The organism is Pseudomonas sp. (assembly GCF_041601375.1).
Classification (GTDB): domain Bacteria; phylum Pseudomonadota; class Gammaproteobacteria; order Pseudomonadales; family Pseudomonadaceae; genus Aquipseudomonas.
Window position 1 is genome coordinate 1 of sequence record NZ_JBFIIG010000109.1, and the last position, 13,934, is coordinate 13,934.

13 protein-coding genes are annotated in these 13,934 nt (G+C 67.0%); 7 read left to right on the top strand and 6 right to left on the bottom strand.

The window, feature by feature from the left end; translation table 11 throughout:
• Positions 1-962 (bottom strand): fatty acid desaturase (locus ABZE94_RS14350; RefSeq protein WP_372876188.1); only part of this gene is annotated, 962 nt, incomplete at its 3' end.
• Between the two features lie 129 nt (positions 963-1,091).
• Here ABZE94_RS14350 and ABZE94_RS14355 point away from each other — a divergent pair.
• From ABZE94_RS14355 to ABZE94_RS14365, 3 genes are all read left to right on the top strand, one after another.
• A complete protein-coding gene (locus ABZE94_RS14355; protein WP_372876189.1) occupies positions 1,092-2,105 on the top strand; it encodes an AraC family transcriptional regulator in 1,014 nt (337 codons plus the stop codon).
• Positions 2,102-3,178 (top strand): FAD-dependent oxidoreductase, encoded by a 1,077-nt coding sequence (locus ABZE94_RS14360; protein WP_372876190.1) that lies wholly within the window; start codon positions 2,102-2,104, stop codon positions 3,176-3,178. The genes ABZE94_RS14355 and ABZE94_RS14360 overlap by 4 nt, the downstream gene beginning before the upstream one ends.
• 253 nt (positions 3,179-3,431) lie before the next feature.
• On the top strand, positions 3,432-5,003 hold the full coding sequence (locus ABZE94_RS14365) for a methyl-accepting chemotaxis protein (RefSeq protein ID WP_372876191.1): 1,572 nt from the start codon (positions 3,432-3,434) through the stop codon (positions 5,001-5,003).
• Here ABZE94_RS14365 and ABZE94_RS14370 read toward each other — a convergent pair.
• A complete protein-coding gene (locus ABZE94_RS14370) occupies positions 5,000-6,238 on the bottom strand; it encodes an NADH:flavin oxidoreductase/NADH oxidase family protein (protein ID WP_372876192.1) in 1,239 nt (412 codons plus the stop codon). The genes ABZE94_RS14365 and ABZE94_RS14370 overlap by 4 nt on opposite strands.
• Before the next feature lie 78 nt (positions 6,239-6,316).
• Here ABZE94_RS14370 and ABZE94_RS14375 point away from each other — a divergent pair, with 78 nt between their 5' ends.
• From ABZE94_RS14375 to ABZE94_RS14385, 3 genes are all read left to right on the top strand, one after another.
• Entirely contained in the window at positions 6,317-6,721 is a 405-nt protein-coding gene (locus ABZE94_RS14375; RefSeq protein ID WP_372876199.1) for a MerR family transcriptional regulator, read from the top strand.
• Positions 6,722-7,097: 376 nt separating this feature from the next.
• Positions 7,098-8,462: a glutamine synthetase family protein gene (locus ABZE94_RS14380; RefSeq protein WP_372876193.1), complete on the top strand. Its 1,365-nt coding sequence runs from the start codon at positions 7,098-7,100 to the stop codon at positions 8,460-8,462.
• An 86-nt stretch (positions 8,463-8,548) separates the two neighbouring features.
• Positions 8,549-9,862 carry an NAD(P)/FAD-dependent oxidoreductase gene (locus tag ABZE94_RS14385; RefSeq protein WP_372876194.1) on the top strand — a complete coding sequence of 438 codons (1,314 nt, stop codon included), beginning with the start codon at positions 8,549-8,551 and terminating at the stop codon, positions 9,860-9,862.
• A gap of 97 nt (positions 9,863-9,959) precedes the next feature.
• Here the strand turns inward: ABZE94_RS14385 and ABZE94_RS14390 are convergent, their stop codons facing one another.
• Entirely contained in the window at positions 9,960-10,646 is a 687-nt protein-coding gene (locus ABZE94_RS14390) for a Crp/Fnr family transcriptional regulator (protein WP_372876195.1), read from the bottom strand.
• Between the two features lie 91 nt (positions 10,647-10,737).
• Between ABZE94_RS14390 and ABZE94_RS14395 the strand changes: the two genes are divergently transcribed.
• Positions 10,738-11,265, top strand: coding sequence for a DUF962 domain-containing protein (locus tag ABZE94_RS14395; RefSeq protein ID WP_372876200.1), 528 nt, complete (start codon positions 10,738-10,740; stop codon positions 11,263-11,265).
• Positions 11,266-11,509: 244 nt separating this feature from the next.
• Here ABZE94_RS14395 and ABZE94_RS14400 read toward each other — a convergent pair whose 3' ends face one another.
• The 3 genes from ABZE94_RS14400 to ABZE94_RS14410 all read right to left on the bottom strand — a co-directional run.
• Positions 11,510-12,253 (bottom strand): hypothetical protein, encoded by a 744-nt coding sequence (locus tag ABZE94_RS14400; RefSeq protein WP_372876196.1) that lies wholly within the window; start codon positions 12,251-12,253, stop codon positions 11,510-11,512.
• 159 nt (positions 12,254-12,412) lie between these two features.
• Positions 12,413-13,555 (bottom strand): molybdenum ABC transporter ATP-binding protein, encoded by a 1,143-nt coding sequence (gene modC / locus ABZE94_RS14405; RefSeq protein ID WP_372876197.1) that lies wholly within the window; start codon positions 13,553-13,555, stop codon positions 12,413-12,415.
• A partial coding sequence (locus tag ABZE94_RS14410; RefSeq protein ID WP_372876198.1) for a molybdate ABC transporter permease subunit occupies positions 13,552-13,934 on the bottom strand: 383 nt, incomplete at its 5' end. The genes ABZE94_RS14410 and modC, both read right to left, overlap by 4 nt.

Consider the following 13,934-nt stretch of genomic DNA (forward strand, 5'->3'; position numbering starts at 1 on the left):
TCGTTGAAGCGCACGCCTGCTTCGCGCATCACCCGGTGGGCGAAGGGCACGCTGAGCTGGCGGATGTAGAAGGGCTCCTTGACCACGAAGTGGTGGATCGCGTGGCTGCTGCCGAAGTTGAAGCAGAAGGCCTGCAGCGGCCACAGCCACCAGGGGTTGAGCACCTGGGTCTGCTGGATCACGTTGCCCGGCTCGACGTCGCCGTAGTAGTGCATGTTGGAGCTGACGAAGTGCAGGCAGAAGGTGCGCAGCACGTTGGGCCCGACCAGCACCACCACGGCGATATTGACGATGTGCATAGCCGCGAGGGTGCTGGCCGACCAGGCGATCGGTGCGCCCAGGGCGCCGCCAACGAAGTCGATCAGGTGGAAGCCGAGGAACACATACCAGGTGCCCCAGTTGAGCAGCGCCAGCGGTGCATAGACGCGCAGGGTGCGCCACAGGATGGCGCGCTTGTGCGCCCAGGTCGTCGCCCGCAGCGTGCGGATCAGCGAGGCCATGACGTTGTCGCCGACCATCAGCAGACGGGCGATACCCCAGGGTTCGCCGTTGGTGATGGCGCGCTCCTCCAGGTCCTGCTCGCTGCCGGAAACCTTGTGGTGGTTGAGGTGCAGGTGACGGCGGATCCACGGGTTGATGGTGCTCGGGCGCGCCAGCCAGACCAGCGCCAGCATCAGGTTGTGTGGCACCCGGCGCTTGCGGAAATACATCGAGTGGATCAGGTCGTGCTCCAGCTCGTGGGTCAGCGAGGCGAAGAAGGCATTCAGCAGCAGGCAGGCCCACCAGGCCAGATGGCCGCCAAGATACAGCGCCGCAGAGCCGAGCATGCCGGCCAGGGCCAAGGCCAGGATGCCGGCACCGAGGGCATCCTGATGCTTGAGCAGGGGGAAACGCTGGCGCAATTCGACGCCATGGGCCATCACCTGTTGGCGAATATGCGCCGATCGCTGTTGATCATTCATCTGGGCAACACTTGTGGGAGAAAGGGACATGCCTGCATCCTCTGCTTGAACATGCTGCTACTGTGCCGCGAGAGTCGGCCCGCTGCCTGACCCTGAACGCCAACCTGTTGACCGGACACGCCAACCTGCATGACAGCCGAACCCACCACCCTGGCCAGCTGGACCCGCGCCCTGCGCAAGCAGCTCGACGCCCTCGGCCTGGACAGCGCCGCGCTGTGCCGCCAGGCCGGGCTGGACCCGCGCCTGCTCGACGATCCCAATGCGCGCTGCCCGCTGTCGGCCACCACGCGCCTGTGGCAGCTGGCGGTGGCGGCCAGCGGCGATCCGGCGCTGGGCTTGAAGACCTCGCAGTACGTCAGCGCCACCACCTTCCACGCCCTCGGTTATGCGCTGAACGCCAGCAGCAGCCTGCGCGAGGTGTTCGAGCGCATCGAGCGCTACCATCGGGTGGTCAGCGACGCCCTGGTGCTGGAACTGCGCGAAAGCGCCGACTGCTACGAGTTCCGCTTCCGCGTGCCGGCCGATAGCCCGCCCCCGGCACCCGAGGCGCTGGATGCCTTCGCGGCGATCTACGTGCGCAGCTGCCGCAGCCGCCTGGGCCGCGCGTTCGCCCCGCTGGCGGTGTACCTGGAGCGCCCCGAGCCGGCCGACCCGGCGCCCTGGCATGCGGTGTTTCGCGCGCCGCTGTACTTCGCCGCGGCGGAGAACTTGCTGCGTTTCCCGCGCGCGGCGCTGGAGCAGCACCTCGACGACGGCAACCCGGAACTGGCCGAACTCAACGAGGCGGTGCTGGAGCGCAACCTCGCCCAGCTGCAGGCGGCGACCTGGGCGCAAAAGGTGCGCGCCTGCCTGACCGCGCAGCTGCCGGACGGCGAGCCCTCGGCCGAACGCGTGGCGCAGAGCCTGCACCTGAGCCTGCGCAGCCTGCAGCGCCATCTGGCCGACGAGCAGTGCAGCTACGAGGGCCTGCTGGCCGACACCCGCCACAACCTGGCGCTGCAGCACATGCGCGACCCGCGCTGTTCGATCAGCGAGATCGCCTATCTGCTCGGCTTCGCCGACACCAGCAGCTTCAGCCGCGCCTTCAAGCGCTGGACCGGACAGACGCCCAGCCATTACCGCGACGGACTCAAACAGCCATGAGCCACTACGATTTAATCCTGATCGGTGCCGGCCATGCCCACCTGGGCGTATTGCGCCGCTGGGCGCGGGTCGAGCGTCCGCCTGGGCGGATTGCCCTGCTCAGCGCCGGGCACGAGGCATGGTATTCCGGGATGTTGCCGGGCCTGCTGGCCGGGCGCCACGTCGCGGCGGATTGCCGGATCGAACTGGCGCCGCTGTGCCGGGCGGCCAAGGTCGAGCTGATTGTCGGCGAGGCCGAGGCGCTGTCTGCCGTGCAGCAACAGGTGCGACTGAGCGATGGCCGTGGCCTGAGCGCCGATTGGCTGTCGCTGAATGTCGGCGGCCAGGTGGCCTGTCCGCCACAGCAGGGGGCCGGCATGCGGGTGTTGGCGGTCAAGCCCTTCGCCGACTTTCTCGCCGGTTGGCAGAACTGGCAGGCGGATCCGCGGCCCATGGCAATTCTCGGTGGGGGGGCGGCCGGGGTCGAATTGGCCCTGGCCCTGGCCGACCAGGTGCCGGCGCTGGCGCTGTTCTGCCGTGGCCCCTTGCTGGCCGGGCATTCGGCCGGCCTGCGCATGCGCGCCCTCGGCCTTTTGCGCCAGCGCGGTGTGCGGGTACGCGAGGACTGCCCGATCAGCCGCATCGACGACGACTGCCTGATCAGCGGGGCGGCGCCGGTCTGGCGGGGGCCGCGTTTGCTCCTGGCCAGTGGCGCGCAGGCCTTGCCCTGGCTGGCGCAGAGCGGTTTGGCTTGCGATGCAGAGGGCTTCGTGCAGATCGCGGCGACCCTGCAAAGCCTTTCCCACCCGCACATCTTCGCTGTCGGCGATTGCGCCAGTCTGCCCGGTGCGCGCAAGAGCGGGGTCTATTCGGTACGCCAGGCACCGGTGCTGGCGGCCAATCTCAACGCGGCGCTGCGGGGCTTGGCGCTGCGCAACTATCGCGCACAACGGCAGAGTCTGGCGCTGCTCGCCACCGGCGATGGCGGCGCCTTGCTCAGTTGGCGCGACTACAGCGCTGGCGGGCGGCTGTTCGGCCGCTGGAAGGATTACCTCGACCACGGTTTTATCCAGCGCCATCGCCTTTCCGGCTAGCCATATGCTACCAAAGTGCCATGGCTTAACCCGGCGTTGAATGATCGAATCAACTTCTCGCTGTGCAGGGTGGTTGCCGGGGTAGGCCGATGGTTGCTTACAGTTAGTCGAACACCTGCCGATTCAGTGAATAGGCGAGCGATTCGCCTGCATTGCGCGCACGGCTCAGCGGCTTGAGCAGCAGGTGCGCGAGCTGCGTGAGTAAGGATGCCATTGACCCTGGTTTCGCCAGAAAAAAACTATGAGGTCCGTCATGCGCTCTGCCGTTACCCGCTCTCCCACCGCCTGCGTATTGCACGTGCTCGGGCTGGTCGCCTTGATTGTTGCCGCTGGGCAATTCCAGTTGCCCGGCTACCTGAGTATTGGCCTGTTGCTGTTGCTGGCCCTGTGGCCCTGGTTCGGTCCCTGGCGGCGCGGTGACGACCACGCTGCAGCGGTCAACCGTGCGGCGGGCGCCGACTTCACCACATTGAGCCGAAGCCTGTCCCAGCACACCTGCCATAACGCCTTGGCCGCCGCCCAGGTGGCGCATGCGGTGCAGCAATTGGCCGATAAGCTGAAGTCGCAGCTGCTCGCGGTCGAGCAGATCAGCCAGGGCGCCAATGCCATCACCCATACCGAGGAGGACAGCGCCCAGCGTGCCGAACAGACCCTGAAATCTGCGCAGACCGTGCGCCAGAGCAGTGCCGACGGCCAGCAGGCGCTGCTCCAGGCGATTACCCGCATGCAGCGCCTGAGCGCGCAGACGGCGGCCAGTCGCGAATTGATCGACGGCCTGAGCAGCCGTACCGAACAGATCGAACAGGTCACCCAGGTGATCCAGTCGATCGCCAGCCAGACCAACCTGCTGGCCCTCAATGCCGCCATCGAAGCGGCGCGCGCCGGTGAGCAGGGTCGCGGTTTCGCGGTGGTCGCCGACGAGGTGCGCAACCTCGCCGCCCGCACCGCCACGGCCACCGAAGAAGTCGGCCAGATGGTCAGCGATATCCGCCAGCAGAGTTCGGCAGTGGTGGCGCACATCCAGGAACAGGCCAGCGAGCTGGATCAGGCCGCCCGGCAGATCGAAGAGACCGGCGGGCAGTTGCATGGCATCGCCGACCTGGCCGTGGATGTGGAAGATCAGGTGGCGCAGATCAGCGCCGGTTCGGCGAGCAATCACGAGCGCCTGGCCAGCCTGTTCGTCGCCGTCGAGCAATTGCGCGGCGACGTGCGGGCCAGCGAGACCCAGACCCGCCAGCTGGGCGAGGCCGCCGGACAGCTGGTCGGCCAGGCGGAAACCGTCAGCGAACAGCTCGCCGAAGTGGGCCTGGACGATTATCACCAGCGCATCTATGACCTCGCCCGCGAGGGCGCCGCGAGCATCGCCGCCCAGTTCGAGGCCGATATCCAGGCTGGTCGGGTCGGCCTCGACGACCTGTTCGATCGTCACTATCAGCCGATCCCCGGCAGCTTCCCGGCCAAGTACAAGACCCGCTTCGACAGTTATGCCGATCAGGTTTTGCCGGCTCTGCAGGAGCCGATGCTGGCGCGCCACGAAGGGCTGGTGTTCGCCATCGTCAGCACCCCGGAAGGCTATGTGCCGACCCACAACAACGCCTTCAATCACCCGCCCAGCGGCGACCGCGCGCGCGACACGGCGAAGAGTCGTAGCAAGCGCCTGTTCAACGACCGCACCGGCATCCGCTGCGGCAGCCATCAGCAGCGCTTGCTGCTGCAAACCTACATGCGCGATACCGGCGAACTGATGCACGACCTGTCCGTGCCCATTCGGGTGCAGGGTCGCCATTGGGGCGGCTTGCGCCTGGGCTACAAGCCGGAGCCCTAGAGCGGCACGTTGCGCGCCATCAGACGCTTGTACAGTCGGGTGCGCCGCGCCGCCTTCAGCTGCTCCAGCAGCAGCGCACGCAGCGGCGATACTTGTGGATTGGTGCGCTTGCCCCGGCTGAGCTGACCCAGCTGGAACTTCACGGTGGCCATATAGGCCAGCGAGGCGAATGCCTTGTTCTTCCAGCGGATCGGCGGCAGCTCGGCGCGGGCCTCGGCTTCGCCTGCCTGCCAGCGTCGCGGCAACTGCGGCTCGATGGCCAGCGCCGTGCCGATACCGGCCATGGCCACGCCGCTGGCCAGCACCTGCTCGACCACCGGCAAGCGGCGAATGCCGCCGGTGAGCATTATCGGCATCTTCGCCGCGGCGGCGATCTCGCCAGCGAACTCGAGGAAATACGCCTCGCGCGCCAAGGTACGGCCGTCCCGGGCGTCGCCCTGCATGGCCGGCGCTTCGTAGCTGCCGCCCGACAACTCGACCAGGTCCACCGCCAACTCATTGAGCAACTGCACCACCTGCTTGGCATCGGCCGCGTCGAAACCGCCGCGCTGGAAGTCCGCCGAGTTGAGCTTGACCGCCACACTGAAGCCTGGGGCCACCGTCGCTCGTACCGCCTTGACCACCTCCAGCAGCAGGCGCGCCCGGTTCTCCAGCGAACCGCCCCAACGGTCTGTGCGCTGATTGCTCAGCGGCGAGAGAAACTGGCTGAGCAGATAGCCATGCGCCGCGTGAAGCTGCACACCATTGAAACCGGCCTGTTCGGCCAGCTGCGCGGTGCGGACAAAGCGCTCAATCAATCCGCCGATTTCCTCATCGCGGAGCGCCTTGGGCAGCAGGAACATCTTCGACAGGCCACCCAGCTCCAGCGCCACGGCCGAGGGTGCCACGGTCTGCTGGCCGAGGCTGGCCTGCATCTGCCGGCCGGGGTGGTTGATCTGCATCCAGATCTGCGCACCCTTGGCCCGGCCAATGCGCGCCCACTCGCGGAACTTGTCCAGCTGCCGTTCATCTTCCAGGACCACGCCGCCCGGACCGGTCATGGCGCGGCGGTCGACCATCACGTTGCCGGTCAGCAGCAAGCCGGCTCCACCTTCGGCCCAGGCCCGATACAGGCGCAGCAGCTCGGCGGAAGGGCCCTGATTCGGGTCGGCCAGGTTCTCTTCCATTGCCGCCTTGGCAATGCGATTGGGGATGACACTGCCGTTGGGCAGATGCAGGGCTTCGAAGGTGCTCATGGAGGACTCCGGGGGTGGCAGATGGAGCAAGGCTAAGGTTAAAGTCAACTTTAAGGTCAAGAGCCCGGAGTGAAGATGATGAAGATTGGTGAGCTGGCCAGGCGCAGCGGCCTCGCGCCCTCGCGCATCCGCTTCTATGAAGCCAGCGGCTTGATCAACGCCCAGCGCCAGGCCAATGGCTACCGCAGCTACCCGGAGCAGGCGCTGCAGACCCTGGGCATCATCGGCTGCGCGCAGCAGGCCGGCTTCAGCCTGGAGGAAATCCGTCGCCTGCTGCCGAAAGCCGATTCGCAGGACTGGGCCCATGATGAATTGCTGGCCAGCCTGCAGCGCAAGGTCGGCGAGATCGAGGCCATGCAGCAGGTCCTGGTGCAGAACAAGGCCCAGCTGCTGGCGATCATCGCCACCATCGAGGGCAAACCAGAGGGCATGCAGTGCGCCGAGAATGCCGAGCGGGTGCTGGCCAACCTGCGCGCTCGTTGAAACCAGGCCTTTAGGTCTAATGTTTAGCCATACAGCAACCAAGCATGTGAAAAATCAGATTTAACCGATGCTTTAGCCTGTGTGAACCTGCTGGCCATGTGTTCTTCCGCGCCGTTGTTCCTTGCCTCACCGTGTGCCCCGCGTCTGCGTGAGCGGCACGGCTGCGCAACGGATCGAGGCAATTGCCTGCTGCCGCAAACCCTCGCGTTCTGGGCGTTATGGCATTGCCGTCATGCCCGCCCACCGGATAGCGCTTTCGTTCTAGTCTGAATAAGTCGGCTGCACCCGCGTGCGGCCCTTCCGATGATTGTGTCCTGCCGCCCACCCTAGCGGTGTTGCAGGTTGGACGTGCGCCCTTGGCGCTAACGAGAGCCCCATGCCATTCGCCTCCGTGCAAGATGCCCAGGAATTCCTGGCACAAAACCCCGATATCGAGCTGTTCGAGCTGTTCATCCTCGACGCCAATGGCGTGCCGCGCGGCAAACTGCTGCACCGCGACGAGCTGCTCGCCGTCTACGCCAGCGGTCGACCGCTGCCGAGTACCATCCTCGGCCTGAGCATCAATGGCGATGACGTCGAGGACACCGGACTGGTCTGGGAGGTTGGCGATATCGACTGCCGCGCCTACCCGCTGGCCGGCAGCCTGAGCCGCATGCCCTGGCGGCAGATCCCCACCGCCGCGGTGCAGGTCAGCATGCACCCAAGCGAAGGCATGCCGGCTACCGTCGCTGACCCGCGGCACCTGCTGACCCGGGTGATCGATGCGCTCAAGGCCGAGGGTTACCACCCGGTGATGGCCTGCGAACTGGAGTTCTACCTGCTCGACCAGCAGCGCGATCACCAGGGTCGCCCGCAGCCGGCGCTCGACCGTGACGGCGGCCGTCCGCGCAGCACCCAGGTCTATGGCCTGCGCGAGCTGGAGCAGATCGAGCCGGTCCTCGCCGACCTCTACGCCGCCTGCAAGGCGCAAGACATCCCGGCGCGCACGGCGATTTCCGAATACGCCCCGGGCCAGGTGGAAATCACCCTGGAGCACGGCGATGCGTTGCTGGCCATGGATCAGGCGGTGCGCTACAAGCGCCTGGTCAAGGGCGTGGCGCACCGGCACGGGATGCAGGCCTGCTTCATGGCCAAACCCTTCGATCACCTGGCCGGCACCGGCATGCACATGCACGTCAGCCTGAGCGATGCCCAGGGCCACAACCTGTTCGCCAGCGAGCAGCCGGCCGGCACGCCGCTGTTGGGCCAGGCGGTCGCGGGCATGCTGGCGAGCCTGCTCGACTCCTTGTTGCTGTTCTGCCCCAACGCCAACTCCTACCGGCGTTTCCAGGCCAACAGCTACGCGCCGCTGGCGCCAACCTGGGGCGTGGACAACCGCACCGTGAGCCTGCGGGTGCCCGGCGGGCCGGCCAATACCCGGCATATCGAGCACCGCATCTGCGGCGCCGATGCCAACCCCTATCTGGCCGCCGCGGCGATCCTCGCCGGTATCCATCGCGGCATCCGCGAGCGGCTCGATCCGGGCGCGCCGATCGAGGGCAACGGCTATGCCCAGGCCAAGGAGCTGCTGCCCACCGACTGGCTGACCTCGATCCAGGCGCTGGAGCGGTCCACCTGGGCGCGCGAAGCCCTGGGTCAGGAGTTTCTCAAGGTGTACCTGGCGATCAAACGCGCCGAGTACCGCCAGTTCATGGCCGAGGTCGGCGAGCAGGATTGGCGCTGGTACCTGAGCAACGCCTGACGTTCGTAGGGTGCGCCGTGCGCACCGACCTTATCTCTGGTGCGCACGGCGCACCCTACGGCGACAACCGCCGCGAGGATTCTGCAATGAACGCCATCACCCAACCCGTGACTCCCGCAGCCGAACGCTGCCCGTCCTACTACAGCGCCAGCCTCAATGAGGAAACCGATTACCCGACCCTGCAAGGCCAGATCAGCGTCGATGTGGTGATCATCGGCGGTGGTTTCACCGGGGTCGCCAGCGCCGTCGAACTGGCCGAGCGCGGCCTCAAGGTGGCCATCGTCGAGGCCCACAAGATCGGCTGGGGCGCCACCGGGCGCAATGGCGGCCAGGTCACCGGCAGCCTGTCGGGCGACGCGGCCATGCGCAAGCAGATGCGCAGCCGCCTGGGCGAGGAGGTGGACGACTTCATCTGGCAGCTGCGCTGGCGCGGCCACGCCATCATCAAGCAGCGGGTGGCCAAGTACGCCATCGCGTGCGACCTCAAGCGCGGCCACCTGCACGCGGCGATGAAGCCGGCGCATCTGCAGGAGCTGGAGGCGTCCTACGCCGAAGCCGTGCGCCATGGCATGGGCGACGAGGTGACCCTGCTCGACCGCGCCGGCGTGCAGAGTCATCTGGCCAGCGACCTCTACTGCGGCGCGCTGAAGAACAGCCGCAACCTGCACCTGCACCCGCTCAACCTGTGCATCGGTGAGGCCAGGGCCGCGGCGAGCCTGGGCGCGCTGATCTTCGAGCACTCGCCGGTGCTGGAGATCGTCCACGGTGCCAACCCGGCGGTGGTCACCGCCGAAGGGCGGATCAACGCCAAGCAGGTGCTGCTGGCCGGCGACGTCTACCACAAGCTGGAGGCGAAACGGCTCAAGGGCCTGATCTTCCCGGCCATGGGCGGCATCGTCACCACCGCGCCGCTGGGCGAGCTGGCCGAGCAGCTCAACCCGCAGGACCTGGCCGTCTACGACTGCCGTTTCGTCCTCGACTACTACCGCCTGACCGCCGACAAACGCCTGCTGTTCGGTGGTGGCTGCAACTACTCGGGGCGCGACTCGCGGGACATCGCCGCCGAGCTGCGCCCCGGCATCGAGCGCACCTTCCCGCAGCTCAAGGGGGTGGCGATCGACTTCCAGTGGAGCTGCGCCATGGGCATCGTGGTCAACCGCATCCCGCAGCTGGGCAAGCTCTCGGACAACGTCTGGTATTGCCAGGGCTACTCCGGCCACGGCATTGCCACCAGCCACATCATGGGCGAGATCATGGCCAGCGCCCTGACCGGCACCCTGGAGCAGTTCGACACCTTCGCCGCCTGCAAGCAGATCAAGGTGCCGCTGGGCGATATGCTCGGCAACCCGATGCTGGCCGCGGGCATGTGGTACTACCAGATGCTGGAAAAATTGCGGTAAGCGGGATTGTCGTTGGACTTCGCCAGGTGGGGTGCGCCCTGCGCACCAAGGTGCTGGGGTGCCTGGTCGTCCGAGTGAGTGGTGCGCGCAGCGCACCCTACGGGGAGGCGGCCTGGCGCAGGCGGGCGAGGTCGAGGATCTCGATCTCGCCATAGGTCAGGCGCAGGATGCCCTGGGCCTGCAGCTCGTTGAGGATCTGGTTGGTGGTCTGCCGGGAGATCGCCAGCATCAGCGCCAGTTGCTCCTGGGCCAGGTGGATCACCCGGCGCGATTCGCCCTCGCCGTAGTTCTCGGCGATCATCAGCAGTCGTCGGGCCAGGCGCGGGGCGGCGGGCAGCAGGCTCATCTGTTCCAGGGCGATAAACGCCAGGCGTAGTTTCTGGCTCATCAGCAGGGCGAAGTCGCGCCAGTACTGCGGCTGGCGTTCGAGCAGCTCGAGCAGGGCGGACTGCGGCACCAGCAGCAGGGTGCTGGCGCCTTCGGCGAAGGCATCGTGGGTGCGCGGCTGGCCGTCGAACAGGGAGACTTCGCCGAACCAGTAGGGTGCTTCGATCAGGGTCAGCAACGCCTCCTTGCCCTGGGCACTGACCGCGCCGATGCGCATGGCGCCCTCGACCACCGCATACAGCCCGCTGGGCGGATCGCCGCGGCGAAACAGCCGCTGTCCGGCGTCCAGTCGTTGCACCCGGGCCGCCGCGAGCAGCGCATCCTGCAGGGCCGCGGGCAGGGCGCCGAACCAGTGTCCGCCCTGCAGGCAGGCACGGTAGGCGCGCGGGTCTTGCATGCGCTTCTCCAGAGTTTGTCGGTTAGCTGACAGAGTGCGCCGGTGCGGCTGCGCCACCATGCACAGGCCTGCCTGCATGAGCCCCATCATAATGAAAACCCTTGTCGATCACCTCGCCCAGTACGCCGCCTATCACCGCGACCGCCGCAATATCCGCAGTCATTTCATCGGCATTCCGCTGATCGTGCTGGCCGTCGCCGTGTTGCTGTCGCGTCGAGGGCTGCAGCTGGCCGGTCTGTGGCTGTCGCCGGCGACCTTGGTCGCGCTGGCGGCCGGCGTGTTCTACCTGCGTCTCGATCTGCGTTTCGGCCTGCTGATGGCCGCGCTGCTGTGGCTCTGCCTGTGGGCGGGCGCGCTGCTGGCGCTGCAGTCGACGACGCTGTGGCTGGGCAGCGGCCTGGCGCTGTTCGTCGCCGGCTGGATCATCCAGTTCGTCGGCCATTACTACGAGGGGCGCAAGCCGGCGTTCGTCGATGACCTCATGGGGCTGCTGATCGGCCCGCTGTTCGTCGCCGCCGAAGCGGCGTTCCTGCTGGGCCTGCGCCAGGAGGTCGAGCGGGCGGTGGTGCAGCGTGCCGGGCCGACCTGTATCCGGGCGAAGAAGAAGACGAAGGGTTGAGCGCTTGTGAAAAAACGCTCGCCTACTGCGGCTGCTTCCAGACACCCGTAGCGCGCCTTGCTGCGAACGTCTGGAGACGGTCTCGCTACGGCGCTCGATATTTTCACAACCTCTGAGCACTGCTTTCGCCGCTTCCGTTCGGGGAGCGCTGCAGGGGCCGGGCGGCGATCCGCTGCAGCCCAGCCAGACTCGAGGTTGTTCCGCTGCCGGCCGAAACCCCGCCTGCGGCCGCGGTCGCGCCGAGTTACTGCAGCGCCATCCACTGCTGGCTCAGCGAGCGGGTGTGGCGATATACGGTCATGGGCGCAAAGGCTCGGCCGGAGATGCTTTGCAGGGTATTGCTCTGGCTGTTCAGGTCGCTGAGTGCGGCTTTCAGGTATTCCCAGCGAACCGTCACCTTTCTCCACTCGGGATCGGCCTGGGCAGTCAGCGTGGCCAGCTCGCCGTCGACGGCGGGTACCAGCTTGCGCTCGTCCTGACTGAGGTAGCTGTCGATCTGTTCGCGGGGGACTTCGAAATTGCCCAGATAGGAGCGGCTCAGGTACTGCACGCAGAGGTATTCGAGCTTGGCGGCCAGCTCGCTGTCGCCTGCTGGTGCCAGCTGACGGGCCTCCTGCAGCACGCCCAGCAGCGCCTTGCTCAGTGCTTCCGGGTAGCGCCAGGGCATGTCGGCTTCGTTCGGGCCAAAGGCCACGCCTTGGCGGATCTGCAGCACCAGTTCCTGGTGCGCACTGCGCAGGGCATCGCTGCCTTGCGGCAGGCTTTGTATCGCGCCGGCCAGGGCCTGCAGGTCGGCTTCGAGGGTGTTCTGGTGTTTCTTTTGGAAACCTTCTCCGCGTAACAGCATCAGGCTGCTGGTCGCCCGGCTGGCCTGAACCTGAACCTGCTCCTGGAGGCTGATCGCCTCGGCGAAAGCCAGCGGCGCGAGGCAGGCGAGGGTGCCGGCCAGGCAGAGGAAAACGTGACGAAAGAACGGCGTGTTGCGCATTCCGGGGTGCTCCTTGTTGTTGTTTTGAGCAATGCGGAGACCGTGGGGCCTATCGATCAACCGCAAGAGGGTACTGCGCCTGCGGTTTGCAGGCATGCCTCGAAAGAGTGATTTCGTCGGTAATGTGCCGGCAAGGATTGCCGGCTTGGTACTGATTGCTCAGTCGGACGCCAGCAGCGAGACGGATTTGACCTGCACCCACAGTGCCTGCTGCTGATGGATGTTCAGCCGGTCGAAGGAGTAGCGGGTGATGCGGGCGATCATCCGCTCGTCGCCGACCTTCAGGCTGACCAGCATCTGCGCCTGGTTGTCCAGCGCCAGCCAGTGCTCGACCCGCGCCGGCAGCAGGTTGAGCAGGCTGGTGCCCTCGGCCTGCTGCAGGCTCAGGCTGACGTCCCGCGCCTTGATTTTCACCCGCACCGGCTTGCCCGCAGGCAGGGGTGCATGGGTCAGCTGCAGCAGGGCGTCGGTGCCGCTCAGGCGAATGCTCAGCAGTCGATAGTCCGGCTCGTAGTGGCTGACGCTGCCGTCGACCACGGCCTCGGCATCCTCCTCGAACAGGAAGGGCAGATCGCTCCTCAGCAGGGTTTCCTTGAGCGGCCCGCTGGCCTGCACCCGACCTTCCTCCAGCACCACCAGGTGATCGGCCAGGCGCGCCACCTCGTCGGGCGAATGGCTGACGTAGAGGATCGGGATGTCCAGCTCCTCGTGCAGGCGCTCCAGGTAGGGCAGCACCTCCAGCTTGCGCTTGAGGTCGAGCGAGGCCAGCGGTTCGTCCAGCAGCAGCAGGCGCGGGCTGGTCAGCAGGGCGCGGGCGATGGCCACGCGCTGGCGTTCGCCGCCGGAGAGGTGCTCCGGCATGCGTTGCAGCAGGTGGCCGATGCCGAGCAGTTCGACCGCCTGCTCCAGCGGCACCCGGCGGCTGTGGGCGGGGATGCGTTTGTGGCCGAACTCCAGGTTGCGCCGCACCGACAGGTGGGCGAACAGGTTGGCGTCCTGGAACACGTAACCCAGTGCACGCCGGTGCGGCGCAACGAACTGGCCGTTCGCGCTGTCCTGCCACAGCTCGCCGTTGACTTGCAGGTAGCCGTCGGGCGCCTGGTCCAGGCCGGCGAAGCAACGCAGGCAGCTGGTCTTGCCCGAGCCCGAATGGCCGAACAGCGCGGTGATGCCGCGGCCGGGCAGGCACAGGTCGACATCCAGGGCAAAGCCCGGGCGCGCGATCTTGAAGCGGGCGCGGATCAGCTTCTGCGTGGCCTCGGCCGGGGTCATCGGCGTGTCGCCGAACGGATGCTCGATCATGCCCAGCCCTGCCTGACGCGGCGGCCCGAGTAGAGCGCCAGCAATACGATGAAGGAGAACAGCACCATGCCGCCGGCCAGCCAGTGGGCCTGGGCGTATTCCAGGGTTTCCACGTGGTTGTAGATCTGCACCGAGGCCACCTGGGTCTTGCCGGGAATATTGCCGCCGATCATCAGCACCACGCCGAACTCGCCCACGGTGTGGGCGAAACCGAGGATGGCCGCGGTCATGAAGCCGGGTCTGGCCAGCGGCAGCACCACCGTGAAGAAGGCGTCCCAGGGATTGGCGCGCAGGGTCGCCGCCGCCTCCAGCGGCGCGCGGCCGATGGCCTCGAAGGCGTTCTGCAGGGGTTGCACGACGAAGGGCAGCGAATAGAACA